Consider the following 19733-nt stretch of genomic DNA (forward strand, 5'->3'; position numbering starts at 1 on the left):
AGGCACTTGTGTTAAAAATGACGACGTTGGTTTGGGGTTTTGTTAAAAAAATGGAAATGGAAGCGCGGTTAATTATTAATTATAATTTACCCATAGTGGGGAATAATTTCCACTGTTGTTTTAATCAATAAGCATGTTATTAACTTATAAAGAGGAGTAAAGGACAATCGCCTGATTGATAGATTTTTTAGGAATATTCCTATTAGGAGTGTGATTTTTACTGCAGCCAAAGGCTATTGAGCGTATTGCACAATTATCCGCAATGATGCCATAGCCGTTAACTTAAGGGGAGAAAAGCGCGGGCATGTGCTATTCCTCTCTTGAGAGAGTAATAGCACATGAAAAGACAATAAAAGAGTTTAAGATGTAGGGGCTGCGCGATTCCCTCCCTTGGGAGGGTGTAGGGAGGGGTTTCAGTGAGATGCCTTGTCGTTACAAAGGCGTATAAACCCCTCCCTGCCAACACACAATCCTAACGCGCCCCTCCCAAGGGAGGGAATTTTCAATTCATGGGCTATTACTCTCAAGAGGGGATTTTTAAAACCTTTATACAATTAATTGCTTAAGTTAACCGCTCAGGCGTAGCGGCTTTTTAGAGCAGGACGGGAAGTGTTCAACTTTTTAAAAACGGGTGTTCAGCTTTTAAGAGTGTATATTATTAAGTATTTGATTATCAGTATCTATGTGTTCAATTGTTATTTTGTTAAAACGCAAGTTATTGATAATCAGTGATGTTTTTTTTGGGAAATCACATCAGGTGTTCAACCCTAAAAAAGTTGAACACCTGATGTGGTATGCTTTATTTAACCTTTTGGCTGTTATTGGCACGGTTAAGATCGGGCAGGGCAGCATCCGGGTCTACGGTTACCGATTCGGCTTCCTGGGTAGTAGGCAGTGTATAAGTTATTTGCCTGTTTTGCAGCCAGGTTTCAACCGGCAGGTAAAAACGTTTTTTGCTGCCATCTTTAAATTTTACTTCAACAGTAAATGGCATCGGCAATTGCTCTTTGTTCACCACATTGATGGTAATACCTTTTGATGCATCCTTACCGGCATATTTAGCATCAATAAGGGCTATATCAACCAGCCAGTTATTGTAGAACCAGCCTTTCCAAAACCAGGAAAGGTCTTCACCCGCGCCATTCTCCATCGACCTGAAAAAATCATCGGGCTGGGGGTGTTTATAAGCCCATTGGTTAATATAGTTTTTAAAGGCATAGTCAAACCTGTCTTTACCCAATATCTGCTCGCGCAATAAAACCAGGCCAAATGCGGGTTTATAATAGGTTAGCGGATGACGATATTTTTCGGGGATGGCATCAGGCGCGGTCATAATGCTGGGCGATTGCGGGTCAAGCATTGCCGGGATGATCTCATCGGCAGGGTTACCGCCGCCGGGTGCGTATTCACTATCGCGCTTAGGGGCGTATTCACCTTTGTTAAATGCATCAGATGCATAAATGTCGATAAAGGTGTTCAGGCCTTCATCCATCCAGGCATAGCGGCGCTCGTTTGACCCCACTATCATCGGGAACCAGTTATGGCCTATTTCATGTGCGGTTACCCAATAAAGTACGCTGCCTTTATCGGTAATGCCGTCAAACACAATGCCCGGGTATTCCATCCCGCCGGCAATACCTGCCTCGTTAATAGCAACCGGGTAGGGGTATACAAACCATTTTTCAGAGAAATACTCGATTGATTTTTTGAGATATTCAGTAGCACGTCCCCAGGCATCGTTACCATAGCTTTCGGCAGGGTAAACGCTCATAGCCAATGATTTTTTACCGCCGGGCAGGTTAACCCTTGCCGCATCCCAGATATAAGCTTTCGATGCACCGAAAGCAACATCGCGGGTATTGAGCATTTTAAAATGCCAGGTAAGTGTACCCTTGTTAACCGGGCGACTGGCCGGATCATTAACTTCGGCCAAATCACGGATCATGATGGTTTTATCGCTGTTACGGGCCTGATCTAAACGGGCTGCCTGTTGAGCTGTCAGTACTTCTTTGGGGTTAAGTAATTCGCCCGATCCGGCTACGATCATATCCCATGGTACGGTAACCGAATAGTCTATGTCGCCATAATCAAGGTAAAATTCACCGCTGCCCAGAAATGGCAGGGTATCCCAGCCATGGCTGTCGTCATAAACACACATCCGCGGAAACCATTGAGCAATTTCGTAGATCTTGCCATTTTTGGTGTCGCAATAGTCGGTACGGCCGCCAAAAGTGCCTGGAATAGTATAGTGGTATTTGATGCGCAGTTTCATAGCTCCTTTTTGCAGCGGATGGGCAAGGCGCACCTGCATCCGGGCATCAGTAATTACAAATGGCACAGCTTTAACCACATCGCCATAATCAACCGATACAGATTCGATCTGGTAACCGCCGGTATGTTGATCCGCGCCGGGCGAACGGTCAGTAAAAAAGTTGGATCGGGCATCCTGTTTATAAGTATTTTGATCAAGCTGCAGCCAAAGGTATGGCAGGGCATCAGGACTATTGTTAATATAGGCTATCACCTCGGTGCCGCTTATGGTTTTGCCCACAGTATCAAGGGTGACTTTCAGATTGTAGTCAGCCCGGTTTTGCCAGTATTTCGCTCCGGGAGCACCATTGGCCGAATGGAAATCATTACCTTTTTCGGTATAAAACATAGGCGAAAAAGCCTGCGCCGGGTTGTAGTTTGATGAAGTGTCGTTAGGATTGAGTTTCCTTTTTTGCGCCGACGCGCCGAGTGCTAAAACCGACAATAAGCCAATGCCGATAGATCTTAATTTCATGCTGTGTATTTAAGCACCCAATATACAAAGGATGCCCGTAAAATTTGATTTTATAAAAAAGTTAAAGTGGTTTATGGAATTAGTGTGATGACTGCATCCTACTGATAAATTGATAAAATGGGCTCTATTCAACATATCAGCATACCTAAACCTTGTCATGAACAATGGCAGCAGATGACAACCGTTAGCAATGGCCGTTATTGCGGTCATTGCTGCAAAACGGTGGTTGATTTTACGATGATGAGCAATGAGGAGATCATCGAACATATTTCAATTAATGATAACGTTTGTGGCCGGTTTGAAAAGCAGCAATTGGATAAGCCGGCCAGTTACTTATTTGATAAATATAACAGACAGCATTTACGTAAGTATGTATTGATGGCAGTATCAATTATAAGCTTTGTACAGTTTGCCGGGGCAAAAGCGAGACTTAGTTTACTTCAACAGGTTGATTCACTGCATAAAAAACACCAAACCCGACATCCAGGCATAAGCGCTCCGGGCTTAAATCGGCGAATATTGCACCTGGCGGGTTATAAAGCAAATGGTAAAATATCGACAAAAGGCAAACCTGTTAAGTTAAATTCAGATACCCGCTTACCTGCTGATACATTATTTATGGGAAAAGCTGTTGTTAACATACCTGAAGTAAAAATCGGGCATTTGAAGAATTTGACAGTTATACGCAGCGTTGACACGGTTGCAAATGTTATTGGCGGAGTGGTAACCAAAGGTATAGTGGTGAAAAAGGAAGAAAAAGAAATAGACCGATCCATGCTTTATGAATTTGGAATACGATAAGAACGGCGATTATATTAACCAGTGAAATTTAAATTAACAATGAGTACGATTAAGCACATCAGCATACCTAAACCTTGTCATGAACAATGGCAGCAGATGACAACCGTTAGCGATGGCCGTTATTGCGGTCATTGCTGCAAAACGGTGGTTGATTTTAATGCCATGAGTAATCAACAGATCGTTACTTATTTAAACATCAACAACAATGCCTGTGGCCGGATCGATCCGCAGCGAATAACGCAGCTGAATAATTTATCAAAAGGGGACGAGAGAAAAAGGAATGCGATAAAAAGGTTGTTAGTTGCGGCCTCATTGATGAGTATATTACCATTTTTTAAAGCTGAGGCAAAACCATTACACAAAATGGAGCAGGTTGAGCCGGATTTTAACAGCGGTCAATCAAACATGCCCGCAGATACTATAAAGCGGATAACTTTAAAAGGGCAAATTATAGGGGATGACAATCTGCCGCTACCCGGTGCCACCCTGCAGCTTAAAGGAACAGAGACGGGTACTACAGCAAATACAGACGGTTATTTCGAGTTGAAAGATGTTCCTGTTTCAGGAGTTATTGTTGCCCATTTCATCGGCTTCCAGACAACTGAATTGCCTGTTGCTAATTTTCGCGACAGCAATGCAATATTCAAACTAAAAATGCAACCGAATATTATGGGAGCGATTGTTGTAATAAAACGCAATTCCTTTCCCAAAAAGGTATGGAATACCATAAAAAGCATATTTTAACCCAGCATCCCGGCCAAAACCCCTTCTTTTAACGAATTGGTGCACATACTCACCTTATGGATATCCAGTGCATGCATGATAAAGCGCGTAACTAAGGAAGCCGATACAATCATATCAACCCGTACCGGTATGATACCTTTATTGGCTGCCCTGTCCTTATGACTCGAAAGAATAAGTTTATTGGTGATAGTTAACAGCTCTTCCTCATCAAAATCATAATGCTGAATACTCTTCAAATCAAAAGGCTTGGCTTTCCCGGTTTCTATCAACCCGGCGAAGGTTTCAAACGCGCCTGAGGAGCCAACCAGCGTATCAATTTCAATACCGGTAGTGGCAATGAACAAATCGTGCAGGGTATCCTCCAGATATAAATTCATTGCCTCAATGGATGCGGGAGGGATAGGGTCGGTGTGATGGAACTGATCCATAAGGCGGGCGGCGCCCACTTCAAAACTCTGTTTCCATAAAATGTTATCGGTATTGCCTAAAATAAACTCCACGCTGCCGCCGCCAATATCCATAATGAGTGAGTTTTTGGCCGATAAACAACCGCTTAGTTTTACGCCGTTGTAAATGAAACCGGCTTCCTGCTCTCCGTCAATGATCTCGATAGCGATGCCTGTTTGGGCTTCAACTTCTTTAATGAAATCTTTTCCGTTTGATGCGCTCCGCAGTGCCGAAGTCGCTATTGCCCTTACACCGGCAGCATTGTTGGATTGGATGACTTCATGAAAACGTTGCATGGTATTTACACCACGCTGAAACGCTTCCTGTAAAATATAGCCTTTATTGATGCCGCCCTCGCCAAGTTTAACAGCTTCGGTGATATGTACAATTTCGTGGTAGTTGTGTATATCACCTTCGGCAATCAATAAATGGAAGGTATTTGTACCCAAATCCATTACTGCAACGCGTTTACTCATATGGCTAAAATAAATAATCCCCGGAATTGTTTAATCATTCCCGGGGATTTATTCAGTAAATCCGAAATCGAACATCCGATATCCGAAATCAAAATTATTCTTTATAAAAAAAACACTTGACTAATTCTTTATAGCTTGCTTTTTTGCCGTACATCAATATGCCCACACGATAGATTCGCGCTGCAACATATGTGGTGAACAGAAAACCGATCACCATTAAACTCATCGACAAGGCAACTTGCCAGACTGGCGGATCAAAGGGGATGCGTACCATCATAGCTATCGGAGCAGTAAATGGAATCATGGATAGCCAAACCGCCAGCGTGCTATCCGGCGCACGGAAAAGCACCGATACTGACAAAAGATAAGTGAACAGCAATGGCAGCGTTATCGGGAACATAAACTGCTGGGTTTCAGTTTCGCTATCTACTGCTGAGCCTACAGCTGCAAACAACGCGGCGTATAATAGATATCCGCTTAAAAAGTAAAATATAAAACAACCCATTATATAGCCGAATGGAATCGTTTGCAACACTGCAAGAGCGCCAGTCATAGGGCTGGCCGGAGAATTAAGCGCATGTCCGGCAATTTTAGTAGATATAACAGATAAGATTATCCATGCGCCAAATTGTGTTAAACCAACCAGGCCCACCCCTATGATCTTGCCCAGCATCAGCTGAAACGGTTTTACCGATGATATCACAACCTCAATGATACGGTTAGTTTTTTCTTCAATAACGCCGCGCATTACCTGCCCGCCGTAAATTAAAAGCGAAAGATAAATCAATATAGCGCAGGCGATGCCAATGCCAATATTAGCGCCCATATTGGCGTCTTTATCACCTTTGTCAGTTACCTCCACTGTATTTACAGATATGTCTGTTTTCTTTATGGAATGAATAGCAGCAGTATCAATATGACGTGCAATCATATTGTTATTGAAGGCGATATCATTCATCTGCTTTTCAATTTCAGAGCTGAGTTGGATCGCTGATTTCTTTTTTGCAAATATTTGAACCCCTCCTTTTGTAAGGTAATCAGCCGGGATGAATAAGGTGGCGATATTTTCATCGTCTTTAGATATCGCTTTAATAGTTTTTAAATCCTGTCTGGGGATAATGAATTTTATATTTGATACATCGTGAAATTTCCCTGCAAATAACTTACTATCGTCAACTACATTTACAATTTTAAGTGATGTGGGCTGCCCGCTGTCTTTAGCAACCATTGCAATAACGAAGCCCATAGCCAATATCAGCAACGGCACTACGAAAATCATGATGATGAATGATTTTTTACGCACACGGGTAATGTACTCGCGCTGTATAATGAGTAATACTTTATTCATGGCCGGTTGAATTTAGGTTAACTTTTTCGATGAAGATCTCATGCATACTTGGGATAATCTCCTGCAGCATATTTACGCGTACTTTTGGGATCAGGTATTGCAAAACATCGTTGGAGTTATGTTCGCCGGTAAGTTTTATTTTGATGTTGTAGCTATTATCTTCTATAATGGTTTCGCTAACTACTTCAAATGGCTGGCTTCCATCAAAGGCAACACGTTCGCCTGCATATTCAACAAGATAGGTATCGTTACGGTACGAGTTACGAATATGTTTAACCTTACCATCCAGGATTTTGTGCGATTGGTGGATGAGTGCAATAGCATCACAAAGCTCTTCTACCGATTCCATGCGGTGGGTAGAGAACAAAATGGTAGCTCCTTTTTTATTCAGCTGCAGGATCTCGTCTTTGATCAGCTCTGCATTCACCGGATCGAACCCGCTGAAGGGCTCATCTAAAATGATCAGGTCGGGCTCATGGAGTACGGTTGCTACAAACTGCGCCTTTTGCTGCATACCCTTTGATAGTTCTTCTATTTTCTTTTTCCACCAGGTTTCCATGCCCAGTTTTTCAAACCAGAATTTAAGGCGTTTTTGAGCTTCAGCACGGCTTAAGCCTTTTAAACGGGCCAGGTAGATCATCTGCTCGCCGATCTCCATTTTTTTGTACAATCCACGTTCTTCGGGGAGGTAACCGATACGTTCAATATGCGATTGGTTGAGTTTTTCGCCGTTAAAATATAACTCGCCCGAGTCGGGAGCGGTGATTTGGTTAACAATACGGATAAGTGAAGTTTTACCGGCGCCGTTAGGCCCCAGCAGGCCAAAGATCTGCCCGCTTTCAACTTCCAAACTTACATCACTCAGTGCCCTGTGACCGGCGTATTGTTTAACAATATTGCGGATGCTTAGCATTTGTTAAGGTTTATATGTTTTAAGTAGTTTGGTATTAGATAAGTATAGATAGCATATGTTACATGCCTGTTTTATCATCCGGCAGGTATTGCTTATCTATATCTTGAAAACGCTGTTCAAATTGCTGTTTACCGATAACATTTAATACAGTCACTGCAATATATACGCCTGCTGCCGGAATGATCAGGTTTACAAGGCCGGAATATCTTATGTAATCGCGATAGTTGCTAACACCTGTTAAAATAAGCAAGGGCGGTATTACAATATAAAATAGCATAATAAACAATTCGCCCAATGCAAAAAAGCGCAGAGGCAACCTGAATTGTGCAGGGCGCAAAGCAAAAGCTGCAACAATAAGGCCTATTATAACCAGCAGTTTAATGACCGCCGTTACCTGGTAAAACATGATCAATGATTGTGCGGATACATGGAGAAAGGTCATCGTTATGCTGATGCCACCGTGTAACGAGCAAAAAATTAGGTAAATGATAAAAGTATTAATGATAAAAGGCTTTTCATTGGTGTATTTTAAGATACTTATCACAAATACAATTAACCAAACGAAACATAACAAAGGAAGAAACGATATCAGGTGTCTGAAATTATCCGGCAATTTAAAAAACAGGTTTTGCATAGGTTGCATCAGGATTATTATCAATGCAGCTATAATGGATGTAGCAATAGTTAGATAAGCGGTATCACGATTAGGTTTCATGAGCAGGTAGGTTTTAGTTTAATATAAAGTTAAACAGTATGCCGGACATAATTGGTGAATTATTACAGGAGATACCAGTATGCTAATTTAATATTTATAAATAGCTAATATTACTTTAACTGCTTCAAACTAAACCTCAGCGTTTCAATAGCCTCCTTTTGCCTTGAAATGATCACATATAAGTAGCCATTATAAATAATAGTATGCGGGTACCCGTATTGCCCGCCTTTCCATAATCCTTCTTTTTTGAGGTGATACAACTCATCGGCTATGATATAATTTCGATCAAAGCTTTCGCTGTCTTTTGACAGGGAGATCACCAGTGGGTTACGGTCATAATGGTGCAGGGTATCAGGAATGCCTACATAATAAAAACGTTTATCGGGCAACCGGCCGAAATGAAATTTACTGTCATTATCCGAAAATGGTGCTACTGCCGGCCGCGACCAGCTACTGCCGTTATCCCTGCTTTCGGTGAGCCACAAATGGCCTTTCCAGCCTTTGCCGGTTACCCTGAGCAGCATGTGAAGGATATTATCGTCTGTTTGAAAAAATGAGCCTTCGCAAAGCGGCGGTAAACCAAGCTTAGCTGCCGGGGCATAAAAGGCAGCCGAGTTATCCTGTGTATACAACGAATCAGGATAAAAGCTGCTCAGTTTCCAGCCCGAAATGCCGCGGGGATCATCAGTATAAGGGAATAAAAAGTTACCGCTGATGATGAGCCTGCCATTTTTAGTAGCTTCGGGACCGTGGTTGGGGATCAGTGGTATGTGCATGTCTATCGCCTCGCTCCAGTGTTCGCCATCGGTACTGGTTTTGGCCCAAAGGTGGGTGTTTTGGCGATGTTTGGTATACTCGCCGTAATAAGCAACCAATGTGCCCTTGTATTGATATAAGCCTGCCGCGGTAAGTACGGTAAGGGTATCATTAACTTTGCTTGGTGATGCCAGTACAGCAGGGGCCGACCAATGCTTAAAATCCTTCGATACCGAGTAAACCACCCGCTGGCCCGGCGAATCTTCATCAATAAGCCCGTTGCTCCAAATGGCTATAAATTTATCTTTAAAATGGATAATAGAGGGGTGATGATTATAAAGCCATTCTTTATCGGGCGTGTAGATCATAGCCCGCTCAATGTTTAACCTGGGAACACCTGCTTCGGTTTGGTAGTTGTTGCGGATTTGGGCTTTAGTGTTATAACATGCCAATAAAACAATAAAAATGCAAAAGGCAAATATTTTTTTAGATAGCAGCATATACGCTAATATGCAAAATTTTCGGCATCACCTGCATGTGCAGAGTTGATAATTGTCTTAATACGGTGGAGATCAACGATAAAATAGCATACAAAAACGTGATACTAACAGTAGGCCGTTTTACTTTCATAGTATGCTTTTAATCAGCGCTGTTAACATTAAACTCGCGTTTTAGGAATGCCTTTAGTGTATGCTTGTCAATAACACCATCGTTTTTGCCAATGTTTTTTGTTGTGATAAAGTCTATTGGCCCGGTATTGGGAAACTTAGTAAGTGTGAAATTTTGACGGTTAGTGCTCCAGTCAATCAATACTTCGCTATCCTTAAGGGTTAGCTGGTATGGAAGCAGGTAATAGTAGTCAATCCGGTTGCGGCCAAAGGTGCTGATTATTTGAGGGTCGGTAACGGGCACTTTGATCTCCCCAAGTTTTTCAAGTTCGATAATCTTATTATTTACCTTAACGTAAACTCTTTTTATAGGATATTCGGAGCTGTCCCGGTTAAGTGACGGAATGTACAACACCCCAAACCCATTCAGCTTTTTATATTCTTCAATATCGGCTCCAAACGCATAATCCATTTCGGCCATGCGTGGCACTGGTGCATACCTGGCATAGTTTTCAGCGTCTTTTCTTATGCGGCTGGTCATTTCATCTGCTGATACAGGATTGTTTGATGTAGAATTTACAGGCGAAATCAGGTGTAGGTAATTGCTTTGGCCGTATGCAACATTTCCCAGCAGTAGGATAGCTAATAAAAAGAGGTTTTTCTTCATGTATTTAATGTGAAAGGTTTTGTGGTTATAAATTTAGGTAAATCTCCCGCAACAAAAAGGCCGAAGTGTAAAACTTCCGCAAGTTAAACTTCTCCAGCTTGAAGATGATTTTTCGACAAGTGTATAAACCTACCGGAAGAAACCTAAATGAGGGAACGTGGGTGCTCAAACCAACTATAGTTCAAGCGAAGGACGCTTAAACTTGCAAAAACAAAAAAGCCCGAAGTAAAAACTCCGGGCTTTTAAAAGCTTTATGCTTTCGGCTTTCAGTCTTAAGCTTTATTCAAAATATTCCTTCATCCGTTCAAAGAAACTTTTCTCGTTTTTGCCCGGATTCGGTTTAAAGTTTGGTGAGCTTTGCAGTTTTTCCAAAATCTCGCGCTCTTCGCGGCTCAGGGCTTTTGGTGTCCAGATGTTGATATGCACCAGCTGGTCACCGCGATGGTATGAGTTTACTTCGGGTAAGCCTTTGCCTTTCAGGCGCAGGATTTTACCACCTTGTGTTCCGGGATCAATTTTTATTTTGGCCTTACCGTCAATGGTTGGCACTTCAACAGAGGTACCTAAAGTTGCATCAACAAAGTTTACATGCAGGTCATAGATCACGTTGTTGCCATCGCGTTTCAAGGTTTCGTGTGGCACCTCTTCAATCAGGATGATCAAATCGCCGGGAACACCGCCGCGTGGGGCAGCGTTACCTTTGCCGCTCATGCTCAGTTGCATACCTTCACTTACGCCTGCAGGCACCTGGATGGTGATCAGTTCTTCGCCTCTAACTACGCCGTCACCATGACAAACAGTACACTTTGACAGGATGGTTGAACCTTCGCCGTTACAGGTAGGGCAGGTGCTGGTAGTTTGCATCTGGCCCAAAATGGTATTGGTTACCCTGCGCACAGCGCCCGAGCCACCACAGGTTTTACAGGTTTGGAATGATGATTTATCCTTTGCACCGCTGCCATCGCAGGTTTTACAGATGATCTGTTTGTTAACCTTGATCTTCTTTTCGGCGCCGTTGGCAATTTCTTCGAGGGTTAAACGCACTTTAATACGCAGGTTGCTGCCGCGGGCTACGCGCCTGCCTGCACCGCCTCCCTGGCGACCGCCGCCAAAGAAACCTTCAAACGGACTGCCGCCGCCAAAAATATCGCCAAACTGGCTAAATATGTCATCCATATTCATACCGCCACCACCGTAGCCACCGCCGTTGGCCGATGACGCGTTGGCAGCATGACCAAACTGGTCGTAACGCTGACGTTTTTCAGGGGTACTCAATACTTCGTAAGCTTCCGCAGCTTCCTTGAACTTTTCTTCCGCTTCTTTATCGCCCTCATTTTTATCAGGGTGATATTTAATAGCCATTTTACGATATGCTTTCTTTATATCATCAGCACTTGCACCTTTTGCAATCCCAAGCACATCGTAATAATCTCTCTTAGCCATAATGTTTTAAATTTCGGATTCCGAAATTCAGATTTCGGATTTGTTATTATATAATATTGTGTAAGATCAGGATGGACAATCATAATCCGGATAAATCCGAAATTGAAAGTCCCAGATCCGAAATCAGTTACGCTCCAACTACCACTTTGGCAAAGCGGATCACTTTGTCATTCAGGGTGTAGCCTTTTTCCATTTCGTCCATTACCTTGCCTTTAAGGTCATCAGTAGGTGCCGGAATGTTGGTAATAGCTTCATGCAGGTCGGCATCAAAGGCATTGCCAATTGATGGCATCTCTTTAAGTCCTTTTTGTGTCAGTATATTTTTCAGCTTGTTTTGGATCAAAGTAACACCTTCTTTAACAGGGGCAACTTCGGTAGCCTTATCCATGGCACGCTGAGCGCGTTCAAAGTCGTCAAGTACAGGTAATAAAGCCACAATAATGTCTTTACCTTCGGTTTTGCGGGCTTCCTCGCGTTCTTTAATGGTACGCCTTCTAAAGTTATCAAATTCGGCATATAAACGCAAGTACTTGTCATTAGCCTGTGCCAACTCATCTTTCAGCTTTTCTTCGGCAGTAGGGGCAGCTGCAGTTTCCTGTTTAGTTTCAGTAGTTGTAACTTCTGTTTCCTGGGCTTGTTCCTGCCCTTCGTTTTGTAGTTGCTCGTTATTCACTTCGTTTATATTTTCAGTATTATCCGTATTTTCTTTCTTCTTTTTCTTCAACATGTCGTTAAATTTCATAGCGAGTAGTGCCAATCAAGTATCCTGCCATAGCTGCAAAGCGGTCAAGCTGTCAGTGGCATGAACTAATTTTAAGAAATGGTGACAGAGCGTACCGCTGATTTGGCGGGTTGGCTTTTTAAAAGCGTCATTGCGAGGAACGAAGCAATCCCCTATTAGCAGAGCGGCATATCATGTCTTCTCTGTACAGTTTGGGATTGCTTCGTGCCTCGCAATGACGGTAAAATAATTTTATATTGCCACGTCTTCCAAAACCTTACCATTTTCGCATTTGATAATGCGTGAAGGAAAAGCGCGGATAATGTGATAATCGTGAGTGGCTACCAGTACGGCTGTGCCCGACTGGCTTATTTGTTTAAGCAGCATTACAATTTCTTCAGATGTTTCCGGGTCGAGGTTGCCGGTGGGCTCATCGGCCAGGATTATTTCAGGATCGTTAAGCAAGGCGCGTGCAATAACCACACGCTGCTGCTCACCGCCCGAAAGTTCATGAGGCATTTTCTTTAATTTTGAGCGCAGACCAACTTTTTCAAGCACATCGAGGGCTTTATCAGCAATCAGCTTTTTATCGTTCCAGCCGGTGGCACGCATTACAAAATTCAGATTTTGCTCAATGGTGCGGTCGGTAAGTAACTGGAAATCCTGGAAAACTATGCCAAGCTTACGGCGCAGGTAGGGGATGTCGCGGGTTGGGAGTTTGCTCAACTCGTAGCCGCAGGCATGGCCGGTACCGGCTTTAATAGCTAAATCGCCATAAATTACCTTCAGCAGGCTGCTTTTGCCTGATCCTGTCTGACCTATCAGCCAAACAAAATCGCCTTTGTCAACATGTAAATTTACGTTTGAAAGTACCAGGTGCGCCTGTTGAAAAATATCAACGTTGTTTAGTTTTATTATAGAATTTCCTATCATCGTTTTTATAGCTCTAATTTTAAGATCTGCCCAAAAGGAAGGTCTTTGATAATATTCATGATCTGCTCGGCTTTATCGGCCAACCCAACTTTGTCAAGCGATTTATCCGGCCTGTCAACCCTGAAATAGGCCAGCAGCGTAAATTTATCATCGCGCAGCTGTACATAATCGGGTATTTTGGCAACGCCTTTAACTTTTATGATATACATTTTGTTAGCTTAAGGCTCAAAGCAAAAAGCTTAAAGCAATTTATATTTTCACAGGCGCTTTCAGCTTTAAGCCTTCTGCTTTTAGCGTACTTTCCAAAGGTATTATTTATTTAAAGACTTGACAAAAATTCCATCGTATCCACGCCATCGGCATAATCCCATAACTGGGGTTGCTGGCTTTGGCCGAAACCTACTACCTGGTTTTGTACTTGTAAAGGTAGTGTGCTTACTATGCACTGGATGTTTTCGGCATTCCGGCTAATTATACTTTCGGCATCTGCCATGTCATGATAGTAGTTAAAGAACAATGCTGACAGCGGGGATGTCAGCCTGTCATCTTCCTTAACCATCAAAAATCCGTTATCTAAATGCTTGTCGCTGTTTACTAAATAAATAGATTTATTATAATCGTAATTGTTGTTGTATTTATGATGATTGATGATGGCCTTATGATCCTCTATCGATTCAAAAAAGAAAGTAAAGTCATATCCTTCAGGTACCAGTACTTTGGATACGTTACGGCAGCCAAGTCCGTAGTAATCAAATATGTCATGGCCTAAATTGAATAAATCTTCAGCACTTTCCCTGCCGCTTAATACCGCAATGCTGTTACGGTTTTTGCGGATGATGTTTGGTACTTTGCCAAAGTAATAATCAAAATAACGTGAGCTGTTGTTACTGCCTGTAGCTATGATGGCATCAAAGCCCTGCAGCCGGTCAATAAAGCTAAAGGTATCCTCAAAAGCGGCATCAATAGCTACCAGTTTTTCCAGTACCGCTTTGATAAGCCTGGCATCCTGCGATGAGGCTTTGATGAGCGCTGTATTGCCTGAAGCTATAACGCAAAGCACATCATGAAAACCCACCAGCGGGATGTTGCCCGCCAGGATAAGTCCAACGCTTTTTGCAGCCTTTCCGGTTTCAAGATTGTATTTTGAAAGCCAGGTGCTTAAGTCATCATCGTTAAGCATGTTGCCTATAGCTGTTACGGCTTCTGAAACGCTTGCCGGTGTAAACCAGGCGTTGTGGTATTGTTCATTTTCAATAAGGGCGCTTAATGCTGCATCGGGCGACAATAGTTGCCTGCCTAACTCCGAAAATGAATTAATTGAGTTTTTTGAATTAATTTTTGACATATATATGTTAGGGGATTAAACCCTTAAAGCCTTTTTTTGTTATATTTGTGCGCTTGATATTTGCAGGCAAAGTTAATTGAGATTATTAGATATTTAGAAATATGGCGATTAAAATCACCGACGAGTGCATAAACTGCGGGGCCTGCGAACCGGAATGCCCTAATAATGCTATTTATGATGCAGGAGCGGCCTGGCGTTTTAGCGACGGGACAGGCCTGAAAGGGGTTATTGATTTTGGCGATGGTAATACCCTGAATGCCGAAGAAACACAAGCTGCGTTATCTGACGATATATATTATATAGTGCCTGATAAGTGTACCGAATGTGTAGGTTTCCATGACGAACCTCAGTGCGCTGCCGTTTGCCCGGTTGATTGCTGTGTAGATGACGAAGATATCCGCGAAACTCAAGAAGAGCTGCTTGCCAAAAAAGACTGGCTGCACATGAACGAATAATCATACATTTTAAATGATATTGAAAGGGATATGCAATGCATGTCCCTTTTTTGTTTAGCGGTAAATTTAAAAGGAATGGTAAATAGAGTATTTGTAGTGCTATGGTACGTGTGAGTTTGATTGAAAATTCTAAAAATATTTGTAATATCGTACAGCTTTTACCCCAGAGCATCCAAATACCAATTATAAAAGTAATATCATATTAAAATGCTAACCGTGTATTGGTTTTAAATACGCGAGGAATTTTTGTTTATTTGACATTTACAGAACTATGGAGTACGGGATATGTAACCTGGCCGTAATCCCGCTTAGGGCCGAGCCTAACGAGCGGAGCGAGCAGGTATCGCAATTATTATTTGGCGAGGCGTTTGAAATAACCGAGTGGCAAACTAACTGGGTTAAGATAATTGCCGAAAGTGATGGATATGTGGGATGGGTGGGTCGCCTGCAATTTGCTATGCTTGGTCATATAGCACATAAAAACATTAAAAACCATCCTCCTCAACTTACTTACCAGGCTGTTACACAGGCTTGGAAAATCAGCGATAACAGTGTTGTTTATTTACCGGCCGGCAGCTCGCTTGCTTTTTTGGAAGGTACTTCATGCAGGATTGGTAATGAGCGCTTTGAGATAATTGGTAAAGTTGGTGAGCCTGAAGATCTTGCTGTTACTGCTAAGTCATTTCTGAACTCACCGTATTTGTGGGGCGGGCGAACCCATTTTGGTATCGACTGTTCCGGCTTTACACAGGTGGTTTATAAACTTAAGGGCCTCCGGATTAAGCGGGACGCCAGTATGCAGGTAAAAGAAGGTACCAAAGTTGATTCAATAAAAGATGCCCGGCTGGGCGATCTGGCTTTTTTTGATAATGCCGAAGGCCGTGTAACGCATGTAGGTATCATGCTTAATAATGAGCATATTATTCATGCATCGGGCAAGGTTAAAATTGACACCATTAATGAGGATGGCATATACTCGCTCGAGCAGAAAAAGCATACCCACAACCTGTGCGGGATCAGGCGCTTTTTTTGATCTTATTATTGTTTGATGAATTTTTTAAACCCGATAACGCTGTTGTCATTGCCATTAACAACCTGCATGATGTAGGTACCCGGCACAAAAGCAGCTACATTATTTTGCCAGTTAGGCTGCGATGATGTGGCTGTGGCCATTAACTTACCCTCGCTGTTGGTGATGTTTATTTTGTATTTATAAGCGCTGCCATTACCTATTTTCATTTCGGCATGAATTACATCAGTAGCCGGGTTTGGGTACAAGTTCATGATACTGCTTATTGTGTTCTGCGCTTTATTGCTAAACATTACCGGAACAATTTTAGAGTAGGTGCTGTCGCCGTTTAGGTCAATTTGTTTTAAGCGGTATTGGTTTAGTCCCTGCGCCGGTGTTTGATCATTAAGTGAATAATTTTTGGCCCCGTTTGAATATAGTGTGCCTATCGGGCGGAATGTTTTACCATTGTTGGTGCTCCTTTCAACAATGTAGGTAGTATAATTGGCTTCGTTTTCGGCAAGCCAGGTAACTTGAGCGCCGTCAGTTACTTTCTTAGCGTCAAAGTTGAGTAAATGTACCATAAGGGTTTGGTTTTGGCGCACAATAAGCTGCAACCTGCCGGCGCCAAAGGTGGCGTTATTGCTTTTATCTATGTTGAAGTTATATTCCGGGTGTGTCTTGATATCCAGCGAATCATTTAAAAATTTATCCTTTAACCAAACCTCATACAAATCGGGAAGGCCTTTTATATCAGTTAGTTTAAGTTGATAAGGGCCGGACGCAGTAGCATCGGCAAACAAACGGATTGTTTCCTGGGTTTTGCCGGGTAGGGGATGGCGGTGGATGGAAACCTGTATACTGTCGCTTGATAATACTGACAAGCTTTCGGGTGCACCGCTGCCCCCGAGGTCTTCAGTGTCTTTGTTTTGATCGAAGGCAGGCGAAATGTCTTTGATCAACACAATAGCTACACCGTCTAAATTCAATGAATCTTTGATTAACTGCAACCTCATCAATGGCCTTGGCCATGCAGGTTGGTTAGCAGGAGCGGGCTCTGCGGCAACCAAACTGCTTTGTTTAGTGGTTGCCATTGCTAAAGGCATGTTTCCCTTAGGCATGCTTAACACTTTGTTGAGTGTAGTTGAAGACGGCTGGGTATTGGTTTTAGCTGATTCTCTGAAAATCATAGTTTGACCGGCCCCTGTAGCCCGAACAAAAAAGCCTTGTCCGCTGGCTATCATGTTACCTGCTGCCCCGCCGCTAATGCTTTGAATGCCGGGGTTAATTGTCGTTGTGGTATCTGCAACTGATGTTATCTGATTGGCATTTTGCTGGTAACTTTCATACTGTTTATTGGTAGAATTGTAAACCCACATAGATACAACCGGCGGTATATTTGCAGTTACAGTAGTATAGATCTGCGCTTTTTCGCCGGAGATATACATAGATGAAGTGGGATCTGCATTGCCGCCGGATACGCCTTTACGGTTGAGCTTTTCAAAATTGATCGTACTTGCATAAGGATTGCCCACAAGGTTATAACCTTGTACGGTACTGCCGGTTGTACTTGTGTATAATAACGCACTCGTGCCGGTATACCAGTGTTTAACGGTAATATTTCCCTGGTTTAAAGATCCGGCAGCAGTAAAAGTTGTGTTTTCGGGTATGTGTGATACCACCGTTGCCTGCGCTATGGTGGTTGACCTGTCGCCCCGGAAAAAAAAGAGGAAGCCGTTACCTGAATATAAAGTATAGCTTCCGGATTCTGAGTCAAAAGAATAGGGCGAGGAAGTTATGCTATTCACTCCCCTGTAATTGCCGCTTGTGAAGCTTGTGATAGATCGGGCCGTATTTTCGCGAAAAAAATAGATGGTTGGGTTATTAGCATTAGGCGAAGGGTCAAAGCCACCGGCCGCCATTGTCGTTCCGGTTACATAAGCACTGGTTTTCAGGTAAGCAAGTGTAAATGCACCTGATCCGTTATTTACCGGGGAGGTAAGTAATCTATACCCGCGATGGCTTGAGCCGCCACTGATGTAGCGTTGTACATTTACATTGCCCGTAATGGCTGTACCCGATGGAATGCTTGCCACGGTAGCCGAGCCCGATGCATCTGAATTTAATGTAAGTACCCCGCCTGCAACCAAAGTAGCCGTGCCGCCCATAGTGAGTATGCCTGCAGATGAAACAGCAAATTTTCCAGAGCCTGAAGCCGACATGGTTTTTGTTCCGCTGCCTTGTACAAAAATATTTTTAAATACCACACCATTGCCCCCGTCTGATCCGGCATCGCTTAATGATTGGGCTGTTCCCCCAAAAATAACCGATGGGTTGTTACTGATCACATCAACTTTGCCTGAGGCCGAATTCCAATTGCCCCAGACGCTCAGATTACCCGCTGTTACGCTTTTTGTACCTGCTGATGAAAAAATAATGTTTTGATAGGCAGCCGGGTTAATATCCAGCAAGGTTGAACTTTCTGTGTAAACAGTTTGGGTGCTTGTACCTGAGTATTCAACCGTACAGGTGCCTGATCCACCGCTGTTGTTATAAAAATCTATTGATCCTGCAATACTTAAAGGGTCGATAGGTGTTGCATTTGTAAGCTTTAGGTTTGGTGTTAACGTTGATGATGAGGGGATATCAATGGTAAAGGTTGATATGGATGCCGCTGAGCCTAAAGGGAGAATGCCATTTGTGAGGTTTTTAGTGAGGAGCTGGCCATTAACTGTTGTGGTACCTCCCCGCAAATAGAATGCAGCATTGTTATAACCTAATGGGATAATAAGCGCAATATACGCTGTGCTATAAACATTGATATTGCCTGTTACATTAAGATTGGCTACTGTAGATACCAGTTGTACATTATTGGTTGATAGCGCAAGTACATTTAACAGGGTTATCAGGTCGCCCGCTTGCACCGATGCACAACTGATGCTACCGGTACCGGCAAGCGTTCCGGTTACAGTATTGTTGCCCAAAAGATTGATTGAAATGGCGCTTGGTAATTGTTCTATCGTTCCGGTTACGGTTAATGTAACACTGCTGCCGGCAACTGTTAGCACTGTAGATGCTTGCAATGTCCCGAAACTAACTGATGCACAGGTTGTGTTTGCTGTTATGATTGGTGCATTGGCACTGCTAAAAGTAAAATTAACTCCAAGTTGTATAGCGTCGGCTGAGCCGGGTGCTGCAGATGGCGTTACAAAACAAAGGCCAAGGCAACCGGGCACTTTCCAGTTATTTTTATCGGTCCAGGCGTTTGGATTGGGAGAAGCTCCGCCAACCCAGTCGTATACAGTTGCCGATGCTGCAGAGCTAAAGAATAAAAATAGAATCAGGACGATTTTATTTTTCATAAGTATACATTTTAATACTATTTTTTATATTCTTAAAAGCTATGAGTGGCGTTTGGAATAGCTTGCGTGAATAACAAGTATTAGTGTATAATTACGACTAAATGCCTATAAATGTTCCTGTTTTTAGATAATGAATAAAATGAATAAACAAAACAGGAATGAATGAAGTGAGTATTTTGTATATTAAATCAAGGTGTTTTGTATT

17 protein-coding genes are annotated in these 19733 nt (G+C 42.8%); 4 read left to right on the forward strand and 13 right to left on the reverse strand.

Going from position 1 to position 19733, the window contains the following annotated elements; all coding sequences use genetic code 11:
• Positions 1 to 799: 799 nt before the first annotated feature.
• Positions 800 to 2785 (reverse strand): M1 family metallopeptidase, encoded by a 1986-nt coding sequence (locus tag ACFFGT_RS20380; RefSeq protein WP_377024354.1) that lies wholly within the window; start codon positions 2783 to 2785, stop codon positions 800 to 802.
• A gap of 240 nt (positions 2786 to 3025) precedes the next feature.
• Here ACFFGT_RS20380 and ACFFGT_RS20385 point away from each other — a divergent pair, with 240 nt between their 5' ends.
• Both ACFFGT_RS20385 and ACFFGT_RS20390 read left to right on the forward strand, forming a co-directional pair.
• Entirely contained in the window at positions 3026 to 3586 is a 561-nt protein-coding gene (locus ACFFGT_RS20385; protein WP_377024355.1) for a hypothetical protein, read from the forward strand.
• 39 nt (positions 3587 to 3625) lie between these two features.
• Positions 3626 to 4330 carry a carboxypeptidase-like regulatory domain-containing protein gene (locus ACFFGT_RS20390; protein ID WP_377024356.1) on the forward strand — a complete coding sequence of 235 codons (705 nt, stop codon included), beginning with the start codon at positions 3626 to 3628 and terminating at the stop codon, positions 4328 to 4330.
• On the opposite strand, the gene ACFFGT_RS20395 is transcribed toward ACFFGT_RS20390, so the two are convergent.
• The 11 genes from ACFFGT_RS20395 to ACFFGT_RS20445 all read right to left on the reverse strand — a co-directional run bounded on the left by ACFFGT_RS20395 (position 4327) and on the right by ACFFGT_RS20445 (position 14702).
• Positions 4327 to 5253: a Ppx/GppA phosphatase family protein gene (locus ACFFGT_RS20395; RefSeq protein WP_377024357.1), complete on the reverse strand. Its 927-nt coding sequence runs from the start codon at positions 5251 to 5253 to the stop codon at positions 4327 to 4329. The two genes, ACFFGT_RS20390 and ACFFGT_RS20395, sit on opposite strands and share 4 nt — an antisense overlap.
• 94 nt (positions 5254 to 5347) lie before the next feature.
• Positions 5348 to 6601, reverse strand: a complete 1254-nt coding sequence (locus ACFFGT_RS20400; protein WP_377024358.1) for an ABC transporter permease — start codon at positions 6599 to 6601, stop codon at positions 5348 to 5350.
• Entirely contained in the window at positions 6594 to 7514 is a 921-nt protein-coding gene (locus tag ACFFGT_RS20405) for an ABC transporter ATP-binding protein (protein ID WP_377024359.1), read from the reverse strand. Before ACFFGT_RS20405 ends, ACFFGT_RS20400 begins: the two co-directional genes overlap by 8 nt.
• A 58-nt stretch (positions 7515 to 7572) precedes the next feature.
• Positions 7573 to 8229, reverse strand: coding sequence for a hypothetical protein (locus tag ACFFGT_RS20410; RefSeq protein ID WP_377024360.1), 657 nt, complete (start codon positions 8227 to 8229; stop codon positions 7573 to 7575).
• Positions 8230 to 8339: 110 nt separating this feature from the next.
• Positions 8340 to 9485 (reverse strand): exo-alpha-sialidase, encoded by a 1146-nt coding sequence (locus ACFFGT_RS20415; protein ID WP_377024361.1) that lies wholly within the window; start codon positions 9483 to 9485, stop codon positions 8340 to 8342.
• A gap of 139 nt (positions 9486 to 9624) precedes the next feature.
• Positions 9625 to 10260: a hypothetical protein gene (locus ACFFGT_RS20420; RefSeq protein ID WP_377024362.1), complete on the reverse strand. Its 636-nt coding sequence runs from the start codon at positions 10258 to 10260 to the stop codon at positions 9625 to 9627.
• A 279-nt stretch (positions 10261 to 10539) separates the two neighbouring features.
• Complete coding sequence (gene dnaJ / locus ACFFGT_RS20425; RefSeq protein ID WP_377024363.1) at positions 10540 to 11703, reverse strand: molecular chaperone DnaJ; 1164 nt, start codon at positions 11701 to 11703, stop codon at positions 10540 to 10542.
• 127 nt (positions 11704 to 11830) lie between these two features.
• Positions 11831 to 12445 carry a nucleotide exchange factor GrpE gene (locus ACFFGT_RS20430; protein ID WP_377024364.1) on the reverse strand — a complete coding sequence of 205 codons (615 nt, stop codon included), beginning with the start codon at positions 12443 to 12445 and terminating at the stop codon, positions 11831 to 11833.
• A gap of 231 nt (positions 12446 to 12676) precedes the next feature.
• Positions 12677 to 13357, reverse strand: coding sequence for a cell division ATP-binding protein FtsE (locus ACFFGT_RS20435; RefSeq protein ID WP_377024365.1), 681 nt, complete (start codon positions 13355 to 13357; stop codon positions 12677 to 12679).
• Positions 13358 to 13362: 5 nt separating this feature from the next.
• Entirely contained in the window at positions 13363 to 13566 is a 204-nt protein-coding gene (locus ACFFGT_RS20440) for a fructose-6-phosphate aldolase (RefSeq protein WP_228948731.1), read from the reverse strand.
• A gap of 110 nt (positions 13567 to 13676) precedes the next feature.
• Complete coding sequence (locus tag ACFFGT_RS20445; RefSeq protein ID WP_377024366.1) at positions 13677 to 14702, reverse strand: acyl-CoA reductase; 1026 nt, start codon at positions 14700 to 14702, stop codon at positions 13677 to 13679.
• Between the two features lie 101 nt (positions 14703 to 14803).
• Between ACFFGT_RS20445 and ACFFGT_RS20450 the strand changes: the two genes are divergently transcribed.
• Entirely contained in the window at positions 14804 to 15157 is a 354-nt protein-coding gene (locus tag ACFFGT_RS20450) for a 4Fe-4S dicluster domain-containing protein (protein WP_183561156.1), read from the forward strand.
• Positions 15158 to 15428: 271 nt separating this feature from the next.
• Positions 15429 to 16190: a C40 family peptidase gene (locus tag ACFFGT_RS20455; protein WP_377024367.1), complete on the forward strand. Its 762-nt coding sequence runs from the start codon at positions 15429 to 15431 to the stop codon at positions 16188 to 16190.
• 5 nt (positions 16191 to 16195) lie between these two features.
• Here the strand turns inward: ACFFGT_RS20455 and ACFFGT_RS20460 are convergent, their stop codons facing one another.
• A complete protein-coding gene (locus tag ACFFGT_RS20460; RefSeq protein WP_377024368.1) occupies positions 16196 to 19528 on the reverse strand; it encodes a T9SS type A sorting domain-containing protein in 3333 nt (1110 codons plus the stop codon).
• Positions 19529 to 19733 lie beyond the last annotated feature (205 nt).

The sequence above is a fragment of the Mucilaginibacter angelicae genome (assembly GCF_042434235.1).
GTDB lineage: Bacteria > Bacteroidota > Bacteroidia > Sphingobacteriales > Sphingobacteriaceae > Mucilaginibacter > Mucilaginibacter angelicae.